General features: G+C 70.8%; 18 protein-coding genes. 11 read left to right on the top strand and 7 right to left on the bottom strand.

Features of this window, described 5'->3' with window-relative positions; genetic code table 11:
• Positions 1 to 4: 4 nt before the first annotated feature.
• Positions 5 to 952, top strand: a complete 948-nt coding sequence (gene holA / locus D0Z08_RS23945; protein WP_118927802.1) for a DNA polymerase III subunit delta — start codon at positions 5 to 7, stop codon at positions 950 to 952.
• 124 nt (positions 953 to 1,076) lie between these two features.
• Here holA and rpsT read toward each other — a convergent pair whose 3' ends face one another.
• From rpsT to D0Z08_RS23925, 5 genes are all read right to left on the bottom strand, one after another.
• On the bottom strand, positions 1,077 to 1,337 hold the full coding sequence (gene rpsT, locus D0Z08_RS23940; RefSeq protein WP_118927801.1) for a 30S ribosomal protein S20: 261 nt from the start codon (positions 1,335 to 1,337) through the stop codon (positions 1,077 to 1,079).
• A gap of 172 nt (positions 1,338 to 1,509) precedes the next feature.
• Positions 1,510 to 2,484 (bottom strand): aminoglycoside phosphotransferase/kinase family protein, encoded by a 975-nt coding sequence (locus D0Z08_RS23935; RefSeq protein WP_118927800.1) that lies wholly within the window; start codon positions 2,482 to 2,484, stop codon positions 1,510 to 1,512.
• The gene (locus tag D0Z08_RS33155) at positions 2,481 to 2,777 is read right to left on the bottom strand and encodes a hypothetical protein (RefSeq protein ID WP_245994375.1); all 297 of its coding nucleotides are present in this window, start codon (positions 2,775 to 2,777) and stop codon (positions 2,481 to 2,483) included. The genes D0Z08_RS23935 and D0Z08_RS33155 overlap by 4 nt, the downstream gene beginning before the upstream one ends.
• The gene (locus D0Z08_RS23930; RefSeq protein ID WP_245994372.1) at positions 2,777 to 3,418 is read right to left on the bottom strand and encodes a hypothetical protein; all 642 of its coding nucleotides are present in this window, start codon (positions 3,416 to 3,418) and stop codon (positions 2,777 to 2,779) included. Before D0Z08_RS23930 ends, D0Z08_RS33155 begins: the two co-directional genes overlap by 1 nt.
• A 115-nt stretch (positions 3,419 to 3,533) precedes the next feature.
• On the bottom strand, positions 3,534 to 5,147 hold the full coding sequence (locus D0Z08_RS23925) for an alkaline phosphatase D family protein (protein WP_118927799.1): 1,614 nt from the start codon (positions 5,145 to 5,147) through the stop codon (positions 3,534 to 3,536).
• 205 nt (positions 5,148 to 5,352) lie between these two features.
• Between D0Z08_RS23925 and lepA the strand changes: the two genes are divergently transcribed.
• The 6 genes from lepA (at position 5,353) to D0Z08_RS23895 (ending at position 12,930) form a co-directional block, all read left to right on the top strand.
• Complete coding sequence (gene lepA / locus D0Z08_RS23920; protein WP_118927798.1) at positions 5,353 to 7,236, top strand: translation elongation factor 4; 1,884 nt, start codon at positions 5,353 to 5,355, stop codon at positions 7,234 to 7,236.
• Positions 7,233 to 8,342 (top strand): outer membrane protein assembly factor BamB family protein, encoded by a 1,110-nt coding sequence (locus tag D0Z08_RS23915; RefSeq protein ID WP_118927797.1) that lies wholly within the window; start codon positions 7,233 to 7,235, stop codon positions 8,340 to 8,342. The genes lepA and D0Z08_RS23915 overlap by 4 nt, the downstream gene beginning before the upstream one ends.
• A 7-nt stretch (positions 8,343 to 8,349) precedes the next feature.
• On the top strand, positions 8,350 to 9,288 hold the full coding sequence (locus D0Z08_RS23910) for an aminoglycoside phosphotransferase family protein (protein ID WP_220454329.1): 939 nt from the start codon (positions 8,350 to 8,352) through the stop codon (positions 9,286 to 9,288).
• Between the two features lie 41 nt (positions 9,289 to 9,329).
• Entirely contained in the window at positions 9,330 to 10,232 is a 903-nt protein-coding gene (locus tag D0Z08_RS23905) for a GNAT family N-acetyltransferase (protein ID WP_118927796.1), read from the top strand.
• 149 nt (positions 10,233 to 10,381) lie between these two features.
• Positions 10,382 to 11,023: an MOSC domain-containing protein gene (locus D0Z08_RS23900; RefSeq protein ID WP_118927795.1), complete on the top strand. Its 642-nt coding sequence runs from the start codon at positions 10,382 to 10,384 to the stop codon at positions 11,021 to 11,023.
• Positions 11,024 to 11,106: 83 nt separating this feature from the next.
• On the top strand, positions 11,107 to 12,930 hold the full coding sequence (locus tag D0Z08_RS23895) for an AMP-dependent synthetase/ligase (RefSeq protein ID WP_118927794.1): 1,824 nt from the start codon (positions 11,107 to 11,109) through the stop codon (positions 12,928 to 12,930).
• Positions 12,931 to 12,939: 9 nt separating this feature from the next.
• Here D0Z08_RS23895 and D0Z08_RS23890 read toward each other — a convergent pair whose 3' ends face one another.
• On the bottom strand, positions 12,940 to 13,266 hold the full coding sequence (locus D0Z08_RS23890) for a hypothetical protein (RefSeq protein ID WP_118927793.1): 327 nt from the start codon (positions 13,264 to 13,266) through the stop codon (positions 12,940 to 12,942).
• Between the two features lie 44 nt (positions 13,267 to 13,310).
• Between D0Z08_RS23890 and hemW the strand changes: the two genes are divergently transcribed.
• The 3 genes from hemW to D0Z08_RS23875 all read left to right on the top strand — a co-directional run bounded on the left by hemW (position 13,311) and on the right by D0Z08_RS23875 (position 15,438).
• Positions 13,311 to 14,534: a radical SAM family heme chaperone HemW gene (gene hemW / locus D0Z08_RS23885; RefSeq protein ID WP_118927792.1), complete on the top strand. Its 1,224-nt coding sequence runs from the start codon at positions 13,311 to 13,313 to the stop codon at positions 14,532 to 14,534.
• Positions 14,535 to 14,553: 19 nt separating this feature from the next.
• Positions 14,554 to 14,889: a TM2 domain-containing protein gene (locus D0Z08_RS23880; RefSeq protein WP_118927791.1), complete on the top strand. Its 336-nt coding sequence runs from the start codon at positions 14,554 to 14,556 to the stop codon at positions 14,887 to 14,889.
• A gap of 69 nt (positions 14,890 to 14,958) precedes the next feature.
• Positions 14,959 to 15,438, top strand: coding sequence for a TM2 domain-containing protein (locus D0Z08_RS23875; RefSeq protein ID WP_147381527.1), 480 nt, complete (start codon positions 14,959 to 14,961; stop codon positions 15,436 to 15,438).
• Positions 15,439 to 15,451: 13 nt separating this feature from the next.
• Here D0Z08_RS23875 and D0Z08_RS23870 read toward each other — a convergent pair whose 3' ends face one another.
• Positions 15,452 to 16,300, bottom strand: a complete 849-nt coding sequence (locus tag D0Z08_RS23870) for a DUF3097 domain-containing protein (RefSeq protein WP_118927789.1) — start codon at positions 16,298 to 16,300, stop codon at positions 15,452 to 15,454.
• Between the two features lie 99 nt (positions 16,301 to 16,399).
• Between D0Z08_RS23870 and D0Z08_RS23865 the strand changes: the two genes are divergently transcribed.
• Complete coding sequence (locus tag D0Z08_RS23865) at positions 16,400 to 17,947, top strand: adenylate/guanylate cyclase domain-containing protein (protein WP_118927788.1); 1,548 nt, start codon at positions 16,400 to 16,402, stop codon at positions 17,945 to 17,947.
• Positions 17,948 to 17,965: the final 18 nt, after the last annotated feature.

Raw genomic sequence — 17,965 nt, 5'->3', positions numbered from 1 at the left:
CGCCATGCGGGCGGAGGACGTGCTGGGCCGGGTGATCCTGGTTACCGGCAAGGAGGAGTTCCTGAGTGCACGCACGGTCGACGAGGTGCGCTCAGTCGTCCGGGCCCACGACCCGGAGGCAGAGATCTCCGAGGCCACGGGCGCCGATCTCACGCTCGCCACGCTCGGCGAGCTCTCGGCGCCATCGCTCTTCTCCACGGTGCGCTGTGTCGTCGTCCGCGGCCTGGAGAACCTGCCCGACGAGTCCGTCGACGGACTGCTGCGCTACGCCGCCGAGGCGGCGGAGGACGTCGCCCTGGTGCTGGTGCACGGCGGCGGGCCCAAGGGCTCCGGCGTGCTCACCAAGCTGCGCAAGCTCCCCACCGTCACCGAGATCAAGTCCGGCGAGGTCAAGGCGTGGGAGATGGGCGGGTTCGCGGTCGGCGAGGCCCGGCGGCGCGGCGCCACCCTCGACAAGCAGGCCGCCGAGGTCCTCGTCATCGCGGTCGGGCATGACCTCCGGTCGCTCGCCGCCGCGGTCGACCAGCTGACCAGCGACTTCCCGGGTGAGCGGATCGACGAGGAGAAGGTCGGTCGCTACTTCGGTGGCCGTGCCGAGGTCAAGAACTACGAGATCGCCGACGCCATGCTGGCCGGCAAGCGGGCCCTGGCGCTGCAGGAGCTGCGCTGGTCGATCGAGAGCGGCACGTCCGAGGTCTACATCCTGTCCGCCGTCGCGGGGCAGCTGCGCTCGCTCGCCAACCACGTCGCCGGCAACCGCGACGGCGGGATACCGCCGTGGAAACTGAAGAGCCTCAACGCCCAGGCCCGGGGCTGGACGCCTCCGGCGCTGGCGCGGGCGATCCGGGCGGTCGCCAAGGCGGATGCGGATCTCAAGGGAGCGTCCAGCGATGCGTCGTACACGCTGGAGCGCCTGGTGCTGACCATCGCCTCCCTCCGCGAGGCGGGCTGACGTGACGAAGTGTCAAACTTGGCCCTTCGAAATGTCAGAACCGCCCGTGGATCCACGGGCGGTTCTGACATTTCGAAGGGCCAAGTTTGACACTTCGTCAAAGCTCCGGACCGGAGCCAGGGCCTCAGAGAGAGGCGGCCTTCTTCATGATCGCGGACTTGCGGTTCGCGGCCTGGTTCTTGTGGATGACGCCCTTGGAGGCGGCCTTGTCGAGCTTCTTGGCCGCGTCGCGACCCAGCGCGATGGCCTGCTCCTTGTCGCCGGCCTCGGCGGCCTCGCGGAACTTGCGGACGGCGCTCTTCAGGCCGGTCTTGACGGCCTTGTTGCGCTCGTGGCGCTTCTCGTTCTGCTTGTTCCGCTTGATCTGGCTCTTGATGTTTGCCACTGATACGCCTCTGTCGTTTCGATCGGTGAAAGCTGGTCTGGTCCGGAGTGCGTCGGCACCGAGGAGGGCATGCAAAAGACCTGCGGCGGACGCGACAGGCAAGGCTAACAGCGGTGTCGGAGCGCACCCAAATCGACCGGCGAGGCGCCAGGACGCCGGTCCGGTCCGGCTCTCAGAGCCCGAGCCGCCGGGCCGCGGCGCCGAGGAACCGCGCCGACTCGACCCGCCGGAAGTCGGCGAGCGTCGGCAGGTTGAGGTCGACCGCGGTCACGGCCCGCACCGCCAGGTTGGTGCCGATGCCGACCAGCCAGGTCGTGATGGCGTCGTCGCCGAGCGCGGCCAGGGCAGGCGACGTGGCCACCGAACGGTCGAACCACGCCCGGTCGACCCTCTCGAGCCGCGCCAGGAGCGGGTCCAGCCACGACTCGCCGACCCCCGCGGCACCCCAGTCGAGGAAGACGATCTCACCGGTCCGCCGCTGCAGCAGGTTGTCGACCCGGACGTCCCAGTGGACGAGGGTGTCGGTGCGGCAGTCCGCGAGGACGGCCATCCGCTTGCGCCACTCGGCCGCTTCGGCTCGGACCCACGCCGGCACCGGTGCGTCCGGTAGCCGGGCGAGGTCGTCGAACGCCGCCAGCCAGTGGCCGAACACCGCGCGCAGGTCTGTCAGCCCCGGCTTCATCAGCACGCTGCCGACCAGGTCCTGGACCTCGGTCGCGTCGACCCGGCTCCGCATCGCGGCGCCCAGGTCGTCGGTCGCCGCGACCAGGCGCTCCATGGTGGCGTCGTCGGCCAGGTCCGGGTGGCCGCCGTCGACGTCCTCCAGCAGCAGCGCGACCCGGTCGCCGTCGTCGTACGCCGCCAGCAGGCCGGCCCAGAGCGGATGCGACCCGAGCAGCGTCAGGGCCGTGATCTCGCGCCGGAACAGGGTCGGCGTGTCCCGGTTGAGGTCGGTCCCGACGGCCTTGACGAACGCCCTGGTCCCATCGGCGCACCGCAACCGGGTGGCGCAGCCCGGCGACATGCCGCCGACCTGGTCGACCGCCTCGACCACCGGTGAGCCCAGGGTGTCGTCGACCCAGGCGCGCACGACGTCCGGCATCGTGGCGTACGGCGCCCGCACGCCCACCGCACGCGGTGCGGTCACTGCGGCGCCCAGCCCCGGCGCTCGGCGAGCCAGCCGTGCAGGACGTCGCGTTGCCAGGCCTGGGCCTCGCGGAGGTACGGCGACGTGGGTGGCGCGGGCAGGGCGGCGGAGGTCTCGAAGTAGCCGAGGACCAGCGCGAGCACGACGTCGATGTCGTCGGGATCGACGGTCGACAGCAGCGGGTGCGAGGCGATGTGCTTCTCGACGTCGAGCCCGTCGCCGCGCGGGCCGATGAGGAGGAACAGCGAGTCGATCCAGGGCGCGCCGACCACGGGCCAGTTCCAGTCGCACATCACGACCGAGCCGTCACTGCGGACCAGGAGGTTGTCGTCGCGGATGTCGGTGTGGACCAGGGTGTCGCCCTCGACGACCTCGGCGTACCGGGCGGCCAGCGCCTGGCACTCCGCGGCCCGCGGGTGGTCGATCGCGGTCCATAGCCCGGCCAGCGGGCGAACTCGTCGACCGCCCGGTCGATCCCCGGCGGCGCCGGCGTGAGCAGCCGGGCGATCTCGACCGCCATGGCGGACGCCGCCGTGAGCTCGTCCGGCGCCCAGGGCCGCAGCGGCGCCCGCCCGTCGACGTACTCGAAGCCCAGGACGACCCAGTCGTCGGCGTCGTGCATCCAGCGGAGCCGCGGAGCGGGGACGCCGTCCGGCAGCATCTGCAGCTTGCGGGCCTCCTCGCGGTAGGCGTCGGCGAACGCCCGCTGGGCGATGGTCGACGCCGCCTTCACGAAGTGCCGGCTGCCGTCCGCGCAGGTCAGCACCGACGCGAACCCCGGCGTGAACCCGGATGTCCGCGAGACGGCGTCGGTCACGGGCGCCCCGACCCGCCGCTCCACCTCGGAGCGGATGTGCGGCGGCAGGAACGACCACTCCAGCCGGCGGGCGGTACGGCCGTGCGGGATCCGGGTGGGCAGCGGTACGACGGTCACGGCGCCCATCCTCGCCCCAGTCGGCGCGTCTGGCCTCTCCATTTCCGCCGAGTCGGCTCATCTCCGGTTCCGTACGACGCCGAGTCGGCGCATTCTGAGATGAGCCGACTCGGCGTCAGCGGGGCCCGGGATCCAGCGTCGTCGACCAGAGCGCCGCGCCGTCGAGACCGCGAAGGCTGACGGTCAGCTGCCGGGTCTCGCCGGAGATCTCGACCTCGCCGAAGTACTGGTGCCCACTGGCGGGACCGGTGCCGGCGGTCGGCGCGACCGCGACGAACTCGGCCCGCGGTCCGAAGGTGCCGTCGAGGGCGTTCGGGGCGTTCGCGACCACGGCGTTGACCGGCCCGGAGACGAACTCCCAGAACGGGTCGAAGTCCTGGTAGGCCGCCCGATCGGGGGAGTAGTGGTGCGCCGCGGTGTAGTGGACGTCGGCGGTCAGCCAGACGTGGTTGCGGATCCGCAGCCGCGAGAGTGCCGTCAGCACCCGCGCGATGTCGAGCTCGCGGCCGAGCGGCGCCCCGTTGTCGCCCTGTGCGATGCCCTCCTGGGCGGCCGACCCGTCGGGCACGACCAGCGCGAGCGGGAGGTCGGCGGCGATGACCTTCCAGGTGGCCCGCGACTTCCTGAGCTCGCCGATCAGCCACTCGGTCTGGCGGTTGCCGAGCACGCCGCCGTCGGCGACGGGCTCGCGGTTGCCGGTGTTCGGGTTCTTGTGCGCCCGCATGTCGAGCACGAAGAGGTCGAGGTGCGGACCGTGGTGAATCACCCGGTAGACGCGGCCCTCGTCATCGGGCGAGATCGGTGCGACGGGCAGGAACTCGTGGAAGGCCCGGCCCGCCCGGGCGGCGAGCACGTCGACGCTCTTCTCGGTGTAGCGAGCATCGGCGAGGATCTCGCCCGGGTACCAGTTGTTGGTCACCTCGTGGTCGTCCCACTGGACGACCTGCGAGGTCTCGGCGAGGAACGCACGCCAGTTGTCGGCCATCAGGTTGTACTTGTACTGGCCGCGGTACTCCTCGAGCGTCTCGGCGACCTTCGTCTTCTCCGGGATCACCAGGTTGTGCCAGGTCGAGCCGTCGGGGAGCGGGACGCTCGCCTGGACGGGGCCGTCGGCATAGATGTTGTCGCCGCTGCAGAGGAAGAAGTCGGGGCGGCGGGCCCGCATCGCGTCGGCGACCCGGAAGCCGCCGTACTCCGGGTTGACGCCCCATCCCTGGCCGGCGATGTCGCCGGACCACAGGAACCGTACGTCGTCGTTCGGGCGCGGTGCCGTTCGCAGTCGCCCAACCACGGGCTCTCCGGCGCGGTGGCTGTCGTCGAGCGACACCGCGCGGATCCGGTAGTGCAGGTCGATCCCGTCCGGGAGGCGGAAGAGGTGGATCTCGCCGGTGAGGTCGGTGTCGGGGGTGACGACCGGTCCGCGCACCGGGCGCACGTCGCGGAACCGTGCATCGCGCGAGATCTCTGCGATCAGCCGGGACGGCCGGTCGGCGCGGGCCCAGAGGGTGGCGGCGCCCACGCGAACGTCACCGGACTGGACGCCGTGCGTGAGTGCGGGCCGCCCCCTCGAGATCAGGGAGGCGGATCCGAATGCGGGCGACGGTGCGCCGAGCGCGCGGGACGGAAGGGCGAGGCCGGCTGCGCCGACGGTGAGGGCGGCGCCGCCGAGCAGCCCGCGACGGGAGGCGCGCAAGGCGGGCTGGGGGCTGTCCGAGAGGTCCGAGGTCATGACGTCGAACGTCCCCGGGCACGGCGAACGGCATCCGACGCCCGCCGTACGACGCCCCCAACCCGCGGCGACGAATCACTGCTCGCCGAGCTGCTCCAGGTAGTGCGGGCCCGGGAGCTGGCGCGGATCGGACAGGAGCTGGTCGACGCCTACCGATAGGCAGGATTCACCTAACTGAGCAGCCCTTTGGGAGAATGGCCGGATCATGCCCGCACCCGCACCGCAGCCCGGTCGTACCGACCCGGCGATCATCCGCAACTTCTGCATCATCGCCCACATCGACCACGGCAAGTCGACGCTGGCCGACCGGATGCTGCAGCTCACCGGCGTGGTCGGCGAGCGGGAGGCGCGGGCGCAGTACCTCGACCGGATGGACATCGAGCGCGAGCGCGGGATCACCATCAAGAGCCAGGCCGTCCGGATGCCGTGGACGGTCACGGAGGAAGCAGCCCGAGAGCACGGCATCGATGCGGGGCCCGACACCTACGTGCTCAACATGATCGACACCCCGGGCCACGTCGACTTCACCTACGAGGTGTCCCGGTCGCTCGAGGCGTGCGAGGCCGCAGTGCTCCTCGTCGACGCCGCCCAGGGCATCGAGGCGCAGACCCTCGCGAACCTCTACCTCGCCATGGGCGCGGACCTCCACATCATCCCGGTGCTCAACAAGATCGACCTGCCGAGCGCCAACGTGGAGAAGTACGCCGCGGAGCTGGCCGGTCTGGTCGGCTGCGAGGTCTCCGACGTGCTCCTGACCAGCGCCAAGACCGGCGTCGGCGTGGAGGCGCTGCTCAACGAGATCGTGAAGCAGACGCCCGCCCCCGTCGGTCGGGCCGACAAGCCGCCGCGGGCGCTGATCTTCGACTCCGTCTACGACACCTACCGCGGCGTGGTGACCTACGTCCGGGTCATCGACGGCAAGCTCAGCCACCGCGACCGGATCAAGATGATGTCGACCGGCGCCGTCCACGAGATGCTCGAGGTCGGCGTGATCAGCCCCGAGCCGGTGAAGGCCGGGGACCTCGGCGTCGGCGAGGTCGGCTACCTGATCACCGGGGTGAAGGACGTCCGCCAGTCCCGCGTCGGCGACACGGTCACCAGCCAGCACCACGGCGCGACCGAGGCGCTCGGCGGCTACAAGCACCCCAACCCGATGGTGTACGCCGGCCTCTATCCCATCGACGGCGACGACTATCCCGTGCTTCGCGACGCACTGGAGAAGCTGCAGCTCAACGACGCCGCCCTGGCCTACGAGCCGGAGACCTCGGGTGCACTCGGCTTCGGCTTCCGGGTCGGGTTCCTGGGGCTGCTGCACATGGAGATCACCCGCGACCGGCTCGAGCGGGAGTTCAACCTCGACCTGATCGCGACCGCGCCCAACGTGGTCTACGAGGTCGTCATGGAGGACGGGAAGACCTTCGAGGTGACCAACCCGAGCGAGTACCCCGACGGCAAGATCGCCGAGGTCCGCGAGCCCGTCGTCCGCGCCACCATCCTGTCGCCGAGCGACTACATCGGCGCGATCATGGAGCTCTGTCAGACCAAGCGCGGCAACCTGCAGGGGATGGACTACCTCTCCGAGGACCGCGTCGAGATGCGCTACACGCTGCCGATGGGCGAGATCGTCTTCGACTTCTTCGACCAGCTGAAGTCCCGCACCAAGGGCTACGCCTCCCTCGACTACGAGCGCTCGGGAGAGCAGGCCGCCGACCTGGTCAAGGTCGACATCCTCCTGCAGGGCGAGCCGGTCGACGCGTTCAGCGCGATCGTGCACCGCGAGGCGGCGTACTCCTACGGCGTGATGATGGCGTCGAAGCTCAAGGAGCTCATCCCGCGGCAGCAGTTCGAGGTGCCGATCCAGGCCGCCATCGGCGCCCGCGTGATCGCCCGCGAGAACATCCGCGCGATTCGCAAGGACGTGCTGGCCAAGTGCTACGGCGGTGACATCACCCGCAAGCGCAAGCTGCTCGAGAAGCAGAAGGAAGGCAAGAAGCGGATGAAGATGGTCGGCCGGGTGGAGGTGCCCCAGGAGGCCTTCGTCGCCGCACTGTCGACGTCGGGGCCCGCGGGGGACAAGCCCAAGAAGTGACCACGCGCTGGTGGATCTCGGCCGCGGCGGCAGTGCTGCTGCTCGTGGCCGGCTGCGCGGGCGACGCGGAGCCGGACGAAGACGAGGAACCCCCCGTCCACCTCGGCGAGGTGATCTGGGACGACCACCTGATCGTCGCGGGCCACCTGGACACGTGCGGCTCGTTCGCGGTGATGGCGAACCCCGACGAGGATCTGCACGTCGCGCTCGTGCACGAGGACCGCGTGGTCGTGCCGGAGGTGACGCCGCCCGACGGCTCGGACGTCGTGATCACCCACGACTGGCGCACCTCGGGCGGCTGCGTGCCGACCGCCGAGGGGCCGATCGTCGTCGTCGAGGCGCAGGAGGCGTACGCCGACCTGTACGACGATGAGCCGAAGCTGGTCGCCGGCTTCACCCCCGAGGGCGAGCAGCTCTGGGCGATCGAGCTCGCCGGCCACCTCGCCGGCAACTACGAGGGCCGCGGCTCGATCATCTTCGAGTCGCTCGACAACAACGACTGGTTGGTCCTCGACGCGCGCACCGGCGAGACCGTCGCGAAGGGCGGGCTCGCCGAGGGCGCGCCGGTGACGACACTGGGTCCGACCCTGGTCGACGATCTCGCGGGTGGCCTGGTGGACCTCGCCAGCGGCCGCAAGGTCGGACGCGCCGGCGACTCGACGGCGCAGGTCGACGACGACCGCCTCCTCCTCGAGACCGTCGACGGCGTCCGGCTGGTCCGCCTGCCGAGCCTCGAGGTGGTCTGGAAGGCGCAGGAGGACATCCGGCTCACCGGCATCTGGACCGAGGCCGCCGACCTGTCGACGTCGACCGTGGTGGCGTTCGACACCGACGGGACGATCGTCGGCCTCGACCTCGCGACCGGCAAGGTGAGGTGGACCTCCGACGTGCCACGCGACGAGGTCGACGGGTTGTCGACGCAGGTCGGCTCCGGGGTGGTCGCCTTCCGGGCCAACGGCACCGACCCGCTCGGCCAGGTCGTGCTCGACACCGCGACCGGCGAGCAGCTCTCCGGCGCCGAGGGCTACGTCGTCGCCGACCAGGACCTGCTGATCGACGTCGCGAACGGCGTGCCCACCCTCATCTCCGTCGACGACCTCCGCTGAGGCACCGGTGCTGACGATCCCGCCCGGACTCGACCGGCAGCGGTCGCTGGGCCCGGCCTGGGAGGCGTGGCTGGACCGGCTTCCCGGGCTGGCCACCGGGCTGCTGGACGAGTGGGAGCTCAGCGCCGACGGGAAGTCGATGCACGGCTTCTGCTCGCTGGTGCTGCCGGTGCGCACGCCGTCCGGGGTCGCCGCCGTGCTCAAGCTGCACACGGATGCCGATGCGGAGGAGTCCGATCACGAGCACCTCGCTCTCCAGCGGTGGCGCGGCAGGGGAGCCGCCCGGTTGCTGCGCGCCGATCCGGGCCGGCGGGCACTCCTGCTCGAACGGCTGGAGCCGACCGACCTCAGCGACCGATGGGACGAGGAGGCCTGCGAGATCGTCGCCGGCCTCTACAGCCGGTTGCACGTCCCGCCGATGCCTCAGCTGCGCGAGCAGGCGTCGTACGTCGGACGCTGGGCCGCCGCCCTCGAGCGCGACGCGCACGCCGTACCCGTTCCGCGGCGCCTCGTCGACCAGACGGTCTCCCTCGCCCGCGACCTGTGCGCCGAGCCGGCCACCGCGGTGATCCACGCCGACCTCCACTACGAGAACGTGCTGCTCGGCGAGCGCGGCGGCGAGCCGGCCTGGCTGGCCATCGACCCGAAGCCGACGAACGGCGACCCGCACTACGAGATCGAGCCGATGCTGCGCAACCGCTTCGAGGAGTACGGCGGTGCTATCGGGGGCGGGTCGGTGCGTGACGGCATCCGCCGCCGGTTCCACCTGCTGGTCGACGCCGCCGAGTTCGACGAGGCGCGGGCGAGGGACTGGGTGGTCGTGCGCAGCATCCTCAACGTGCACTGGGCCTACGCCGACGCCGCCCGCGCCGGGCGACCGTTGTCCGCCGAGGAGCGCGAGCGCGTCACCTGCTGCATCACGGTCGCGAAGGCCGTCCAGGACTGAAATCGGTCGACGGCACGCCCTCGTCCGGTCACTCTTGCGTCATGGACATCTCCGCCTGTGCGACCGACGACGACCTCGAGGCGTGGCGCGCGGTGCGGATCGCGGTCGCGCCGGGGGAGCGGTGCATGTCGGTCGCCGAGATGAAGGCGCAGGAGTCGCCGAAGCGGCTCCTGGTGCTGGCCCGTCGGGACGACGGCACCGTGGTCGGCTCCGGCATCGCCGACGAGTCCGACACCGCCGGCGGTGGCTTCGCCGCGCCGCGGGTGCTGCCGGAGCACCGGCGCGAGGGTGTCGGAACAGCCCTGCTGGAGGCGCTGGCCGAGCACTGCGCCGGCCTCGGCCTGCCGGTGCTCCTGGGCAGCGTCGACGACCAGGGCTCGCTGGCGTTCGCCGATCGCTTCGGGTTCGTCGAGGTGGACCGGGAGATCGAACAGGTCCGCACCGTCGGCGCCGAGGGCCCGCCTGCACCGTCGCCGCCGGACGGGGTCGAGGTCGTCACCTCGAGCGAGCGGCCCGGGCTCTGGGCCGACTGCTACGAGCGGTTCGGCAGGGAGGCGCTCGGCGACTTCGCACTCCACACCCCACTCGCGATCAGCGCCGAGCAGTGGAACACCACCTGGGGCGGCGACCCGATGTTCCTCGCCCTGTACGACGGCGAGGTGATCGGGTGCGCGGGGCTCCGGCTGGACCAGGACAATCCCGACCGAGCCGAGAACGCGCTGACCGCCGTACGGCGGGACTGGCGCGGCCGCGGCATCGCCTCCCACCTCAAGCGCCGGACGCTGCACTGGGCGGCGGACCACGGGCTGCGCGAGGTCTACACCTGGACCCAGGCCGGCAACGCGTCGATGGCGCGGCTGAACGAGCACCTCGGCTACGTCACGACCCAGACCAGCATCACGGTGTCCCGGGCGTTGCCGCTCCCGCCCACTTCCTCGGTGTAGGGGTCGCTCCCTCGGCGCAGTGACCGGTCATAGCGCTGGGGGAGCATCCTCATCACCGCGGTAGTTGCTCCACGACCGCGGGCGTTCGTCGTACGTCGCGACGGGATAATCACGCGACGCTGACGACCGCCACCTGGGACGATCGCGGTATGCCTCGCCTCCTCTCCGTCCACGTCGGCCAGCCCAAGGAAGCCGCGTGGGCCGACATCGGGCGCACGTCGATCGACAAGCAGCCGGTGACCGGACCGGTGGGGGTGACCGAGCTCGGCATCGCCGGGGACCAGGTCTCCGACACCCGTCACCACGGCGGCGTCGACCAGGCGGTCTACGCCTACGCGCGGGAGGACCTCGACTTCTGGGAGGCGGAGCTCGGTCGGGAGATCCGTGACGGCCTGTTCGGCGAGAACCTGACGACCGAGGGGATCGACCTGACCAACGCCGCCGTCGGCACCCGACTGCAGATCGGCGAGGTGGTGCTGGAGATCGCCAGCGTCCGCACGCCCTGCAACGACTTCAAGGGCTGGCTGGGACTGGGCGGGTTCGACAACACCGCCTGGGTGAAGCGGTTCACGCTCGAGCGGCGACCGGGGCCGTACCTCCGGGTCCTCACGACCGGTTCGATCGCGGCCGGCGACGCCATCGAGGTCGTGCACGAGCCGCAGCACGGTGTCACGGTGCGGGACCTGTTCGTCGCCCTCAACCTGGACCGGACCCGGCTGCCGGAGCTGCTCGCGATCGACGGGCTCGCGCCCCGGCTGCGGCAGAAGGTCGACGACTACCTCGCGCGGTGAAGGGGGCGTGCTACCGGTGGGTTCGGGAGTGATCTAAGTTACGTCCCATCACCCGTCGGTCTCGGAACCGCATGAGGAGCGTCATGCCCATCACTCACGACACCAGTTTCCTCGAGCACATGCCGCAGAACGTGGCGATCCAGTTCTTGGATCGCGTCGCCACGTCCGGCTCCAAGGAGGCGTTCCGCTTCCCGCGGGGTGACGCCTGGGAGTCGGTGACCTGGTCCCAGGCGGGCGATCGGGTACGACGCCTCGCGGCCGGTCTGCTCTCGCTCGGCCTCGAGCCGGAGCAGCGTGTCGGCATCGCGTCGTCCACCCGCTACGAGTGGATTCTCGCCGACCTGGCGATCATGTGTGCCGCCGGCGCGACGACGACGGTCTACCCATCGACCGGCGCCGAGGACACCGCCTACATCGTGGGCGACTCCGAGTGCCGCTTCGTCTTCGCCGAGGACGCCACCCAGCTCGAGAAGCTGCAGGCGCACCGGGACGAGCTGCCGGGCCTCGACAAGGTGATCTCGTTCGACGAAGGTCTCGCCGACGGCCAGTTCGTGCTCTCCATGGACGCGCTCGCCGAGCTCGGCGACGCCTACCTGGCCGAGCACCCCGACGCGATCGAGTCGGTGAGCAAGGAGATCCGGCCCGACCAGCTGGCCACCCTGATCTACACCTCCGGCACGACCGGGCGCCCCAAGGGTGTCCGCACGCTCCACCGCGCGTGGGTGTTCGAGGGCGAGGCGATCAAGGCGCAGGACATCCTCAATGAGGACGACCTGCAGTTCCTGTGGCTGCCGATGGCCCACTCCTTCGGCAAGGTGCTGCTCTCGACCCAGCTCGCCTGCGGCTTCGCGACCGCGATCGACGGCCGCGTCGAGAAGATCGTCGACAACCTGGGTGTCGTCAAGCCGACCTTCATGGGCGCGGCCCCGCGGATCTTCGAGAAGGCCCACGCGCGCATCGTCACCATGCAGGCCGCCGAGGGCGGCGCCAAGGAGAAGATCTTCAAGAAGGCCTTCGAGGTCGGCACCAAGGTCGACGCGCTGAAGATGGCCGGCAAGCCGGTCCCGCTGCCGCTCAAGGTCCAGCACGCGCTCTTCGACAAGCTCGTCTTCAGCAAGGTCCGCGAGCGCTTCGGCGGACGCGTGAAGTTCTTCATCTCCGGCTCGGCCGCGCTGAACGCCGAGATCGCCCAGTGGTTCCACGCCGCCGGCATCCTCATCCTCGAGGGCTACGGCATGACCGAGAACGCCGCGGGCGCCACGGTCAACCACCCCGACCAGTACAAGATCGGCACCGTCGGGATGCCGTTCCCCGGCACCGAGGTGCGCATCGGCGACGGGGGCGAGGTCCAGCTCAAGGGCCCGCACATCATGGCCGGCTACCACAACCGCGACGAGGCGACGGCCGAGGCGATGACCGCCGACGGCTGGCTGCGCACCGGTGACAAGGGCGAGCTCGACGCCGACGGCTTCCTGCGGATCACGGGCCGGATCAAGGAGCTCTTCAAGACCTCCGGTGGCAAGTACATCGCGCCGCCTGCGATCGAGGCGAAGTTCAAGGCGATCTGCCCCTACGTCAGCCAGTTCATGGTGTTCGGCGCCGAGCGCAACTTCGTCGTCGCACTGATCACCCTCGACCCCGACGCCATCGCCGGCTGGGCCGCCGAGAACGAGATGGGCGGCACGGACTACACCGAGCTGGTCCGCTCCGAGAAGGTGCGCTCGATGATCGGCGACTACGTCGACGAGCTCAACTCCCAGCTCAACCGCTGGGAGACCATCAAGAAGTGGGAGCTCCTCGACCACGACCTGACCATCGAGTCCGGCGAGCTGACGCCGTCGCTCAAGGTCAAGCGCTCGGTCGTCGAGGCCAACAACGAGGACCTCATCGCTTCGTTCTACGGCTGAGCCGCACCCTCAACGTTCCGGCGTGACGCCAGCGTCGTCGAGCGCGGCCGTGAACTCGTCCTCGCTGGCCGTGTGCAGGCCCGCGAGGAAGTCGTCGAACTCTGCTCGACTCAGGAACGTGCCGCGCAGCTCGATGAAGGCCGCGCCCTCGACCGCCCGGATCACGGTGAAGTCGTGGTCGGAGTAGGTGTAGAGCATCCCCGCGGCACCGACGACGTCCACGGACTCCGAGCTGCTGACGTCCGCACGGTCCGCGACGTACCCGTCGTAGTCGCCGGCGCGCCGCGGCGGCGCGGGTCGTCGTGAGCACGTGCCGATCCTGACAGCGGCGGTCATCGCCGGGATGGGTACCGGTACTCAACTTTTGAGACACTGGGCTGGTGCCGTCCGCGTTGCCCGAAGGGGACCCCCTCCCGAAGGACGGCAGTCTCCCCGTCGCGGCGCTGGCGCCGCTCGGGACCCGGCCGTTCGGCTTCTACGTGCACGTCCCCTTCTGCCGGGTCCGCTGCGGCTACTGCGACTTCAACACCTACACGGCCGAGGAGCTGGGGGGCGGCGTCTCGCGCGCGACGTACGTCGACCACGCGGTCAACGAGGTCCGGCTGGCGCGCGAGGTGCTCGGTGAGCGGGACCTGCCGGTGGCGACCGTCTTCCTCGGCGGCGGCACGCCGACCCTGCTGCCGGCCGCCGACCTGGGCCGCCTGCTCGGCGCGATCGACGACGAGTTCGGGCTGGTGCCGGACGCGGAGGTGACGACCGAGGCCAACCCCGACTCCGTCGACCGGGCCTACCTCGAGCGGCTGCGGGCGGCCGGCTACACCCGGATCTCGTTCGGCATGCAGTCGGCGGTCCCGCACGTGCTCGCCACGCTCGACCGCACCCACGACCCGGAGCGGGTGCCCGCTGTCGTGGCGGCCGCCCGCGCGGCCGGGTTCGACCAGATCAGCCTCGACCTCATCTACGGCACTCCGGGGGAGAGCGGGGCGGACTGGGCGACCTCGGTCGAGGCGGCGCTCGCCTGCGAGCCCGACCACGTCTCGGCGTACTCGCTGATCGTGGAGGAGGGCACGGCGCTCGCCCGCCGCGTCAAGCGGGGTGAGCTGCCGATGCCGGATGAGGACGACCTAGCCGACAAGTACGTCGCCGCCGACGACCTGCTGACCGCCGCCGGCCTGGAGTGGTACGAGGTCTCCAACTGGGCGAGGGGGAGCGAGGCCCGCTGCCGGCACAACCTCGGCTACTGGACCGGCGCCGACTGGTGGGGCATCGGGCCGGGCGCCCACTCCCACGTCGGAGGCGTGCGGTGGTGGAACGTCAAGCATCCCGCGGCGTACGGCGACCGGCTCGCGGCCGGTGCCAGCCCCGCGCACGCCCGGGAGGTGCTGGATGCGGAGACGCAGCGGGTGGAGCGGGTGCTGCTCGAGGTCCGGATCCGCGAGGGTCTGGCGGGCGACACCCTCGACGACGCCGGGCGCGCCGCGCTCCCGGACCTGGTTCGGCGCGGGCTGGTCGAGGCCGGCCCGTGGCAGCAGGCGGGCCGGGTGGTGCTGACCCGGCACGGCCGGCTGCTCGCCGACCTCGTGGTCCGCGACGTGCTGCCCTGAACGTCCGTATGCTCGTGTCGTGGGACAGCAGCCGCCGGAGTACCAGCCCTATCAACCGCCCGGGCAGCAACCGCCGGCGCCGTACGGGTTCAACCCGGCCGCGCCGTACGGCGTCGACCCGTTCACCGGGCTGCCGTACTCCGACAAGACCAAGCTCGTCGCCGGGCTGCTCCAGATCGTGATCCCGCTGGGCATCGGCCGGATGTACATGGGCCAGACCGGCCTGGGCGTCGCGCAGCTGCTGGTCACCCTCTTCACCTGCGGCATCGGCGGTCTGTGGCCGTTCATCGACGGCATCATGATCCTCGTCGGCAACCCCCGCGACGGCAACGGCCGCCCGATGCGGATGAGCTGAGCCGCGCTGGCCGCGGAGCGGTTCTCCGAAAGCCCACCGCCGCCGACCGCGCTCCACTAGGGTCCGGCCATGGCCGACCTGGGGAACCCGCCCGAGTCGCGGGACATCACGCCGCAGCCCGCCCCTTACTCAGCGGCGCCGGTCCCTTACCCATCGCCTCCTCAGATGCCGTACCAGCAGTACGGCGCGCCGCCGGTTCCGTACGGCGTGGCCGTCCCGGTGCCGGTGCCTTTCGCCGTCGATCCGGCCACCGGGCTGGCGTACTCGGACAAGAGCAAGGTCGTCGCCGGCCTGCTGCAGCTGTTGTTGCCGTTCGTCGGGGTGCTCGGCGTCGGGCGGCTCTACACCGGCCACATCGCGATCGGGCTGGTCCAGCTGATCGGCCATTTCGTGGCCTGGGCACTCTTCTGGGTGCTCTTCATCTTCATCATCGGCTTCGTGTTCGTGCCGGTGGCGTGGGCACTGTGGTTGTGGTCGGTGATCGACGGCATCGTCATCCTCGCCTCGTCGAGCCCGCGTGACGCGCAGGGTCGCGTGCTGCGGTCCTGACGGCGCCCCTGGCTCACTCGACCGTCACGAAGTCGATCAGCTCCTCGACCCGGCCGAGCAGCTCGGGCTCGAGGTCTGCGAAGGAGCCGACCTTCGACAAGATGTGCTGCCACGCGCGGGCGATGTCGGCCTGGTCGCGATGCGGCCAGCCCAGGTGCTGGCAGACGCCCTTCTTCCACTCGATGTTGCGGGGGATGGTCGGCCACGCCTTCAGCCCGATCCGCTCGGGCTTGACCGCCTGCCAGATGTCGACGAAGGGGTGCCCGACGATCCGTACGTGCGGACCGTTCGGCCCGCGCACGATCGCGTCGGCGATCCGCGACTCCTTCGACCCGCGCACCAGGTGGTCGACGAGGACGCCGACCCGCCGCTGCGGACCGGGCTTGAACGAGACCAGGTGGTCGGCCAGGTCGTCGACGCCGCCGAGGTACTCGACGACCACGCCCTCGATCCGCAGGTCGTCGCCCCAGACCTTCTCCACCAGCTCGGCGTCGTGGCGGCCCTCGACGAAGATCCGGCTGGCGCGGGCCACCCTGGCCTTGGCGCCGTGCACGGCGACCGACCCGCTCGCCGTACGGGTCGGCTTCGCCGGCTGCGCCGTACGGCGGACCGGGGCGGTCAGGATCACCGGCTTGCCCTCGAGCAGGAAGCCCGGCCCGAGCGGGAAGGTACGGCGCTTCCCGCGCCGGTCCTCGAGGGTGAGCGTGTGCAGGTCTCGGTCGACCGCGACGATCTCACCGCACCAGTCCGCGGTGACCTCCTCGACGACCGCGCCGATCTCGGCCGGCGCCTCCACGGCGCGGCCGTTCTTCGGCTTCTTCCAGTCCCCGGCCAGCACGTCGGTCCCGTAACGATCGGTCACGACCTGAAACCGTACGGCGCTCCGCGGCGACCGTCGGGCTGCCGCGCCGAACCTCCTGTTCGGTGGACGGATGTCACCGGCAGCCGTCACACTCGAAACGTGCTCGATCGCATCACCGCGTGGTTGTACGAGCGCCTTGGATCGCGCTACTGGCTGGTGCTGGCGATCGGCCAGGCACTCGTGTCGGTCTTCGTCGCCCTGGTGACGGTCGTCATCCTGGCGTCCTACTACGACGCGAGCGCGCACCAGGTGGCCCGGCTCGCGACGTTCGGCTCGATCCTGACCGCGATCGCGATCTTCGCCGCGTCGGTTCGCACCCGATCGGCGTTCTGCGCGGTCCGCACCTGGCACGACACCGCCGACCCGACACCGGCGGAGACCGTCAGCGCCTGGGAGACGGCGGCGACCCTGACCTACCGTCAGTTCCGCCGCAACAGCTGGTGGATCAACCCCGTCGTCGTCCTGCCGACCAGCGTCTTCGGCGTCATCCTGTTCGACCTGCGGTGGGTCGACTTCTTCGCGCTCGTGCTCGCGTGCGTGGTGCCTGCCGTCTACGCCACGGTGCTGAGCTATTCAGCGGGCGAGATGCTGTCCCGGCCGTTGGTCGCCGACATCGCCAAGGTGCTGCCCGACGACTTCCCGTTCGCGCGTCTCGGGTTGCCGGTGCGCAAGCGGATCATGCTCGGACCTTCGGTCTACACGATCGCAACGGCATTGCTCGTAGCGAGCCTGCTCGGCGATCGCGACGGGTCCGACGATCTGGTGCTCGCGGTCGTGGCGTCGGTCTGCGTGGGCCTGGCGCTCTCTCAGGAGCTGTCGGTTCTGCTCGCCGAGGCGATCACGATGCCGATCGAGCGCGTGCGCGCAGCGATGGCCAAGGTCGCCGACGGTGACCTGACCACCCGGGTGCCGGTGATGACGAGCGACGAGCTCGGCGAGCTCGCCCACGACTTCAACCTGATGACCCGCGGGCTGGAGGAGCGTGAGCAGATGCGCGCGGCGTTCGGCACGTACGTCGACAAGGAGGTCGCCGCGCTGATCCTCTCGGGGCAGTTCCCGGAGGAGGGGGTCGAGATCGACGTGTCGATCATGTTCTGCGACGTCCGCGGGTTCACGTCGTACGCCGAGAGCGCCCCTGCACCCGAGGTGATCGCCGCCCTCAACCGGATGTTCGAGGTCATCGTCCCGATCGTCGACCGGCACGGCGGACACATCGACAAGTTCATCGGCGACGGCCTGATGGCGGTGTTCGGTGCGCCCGAGCTGTTCCCGGACCACGCCGACCGCGCCGTGGCGGCTGCCTGCGAGATCGTCGCGGCCGTCGCGGCCAAGGACGCCGGGCTGAGGGTCGCCGCCGGCGTCAACACCGGCCGCGTGGTGGCGGGGTCGATCGGCGGAGCCGGTCGGTTGAACTTCAGTGTCATCGGTGACGCCGTCAACACCGCGGCCCGGGTCGAGGCGGCAACGCGCCAGACCGGCGACGACGTGCTGATCACGGCGGCCACCGCCGCGATGCTGCAGCGTGAGGTGCCCCTGGTCTCGCGCGGCAGCGTCCCGCTCAAGGGCAAGGCCGAACCGCTCGAGGTGTTCGCGCCGATGCCCGAGGTGGCGGCCGATCCCTCGGCTAGGGCACTTCCTGCTCGATGACCTCACCCCAACCGGGGC

The sequence above is a fragment of the Nocardioides immobilis genome, from assembly GCF_003515065.1.
In the GTDB taxonomy this organism is placed as follows: Bacteria; Actinomycetota; Actinomycetes; order Propionibacteriales; family Nocardioidaceae; genus Nocardioides; species Nocardioides immobilis.
The sequence above is the reverse complement of the archived record's forward strand: the minus strand, read 5'-3'. Positions and strand labels throughout refer to the sequence as shown.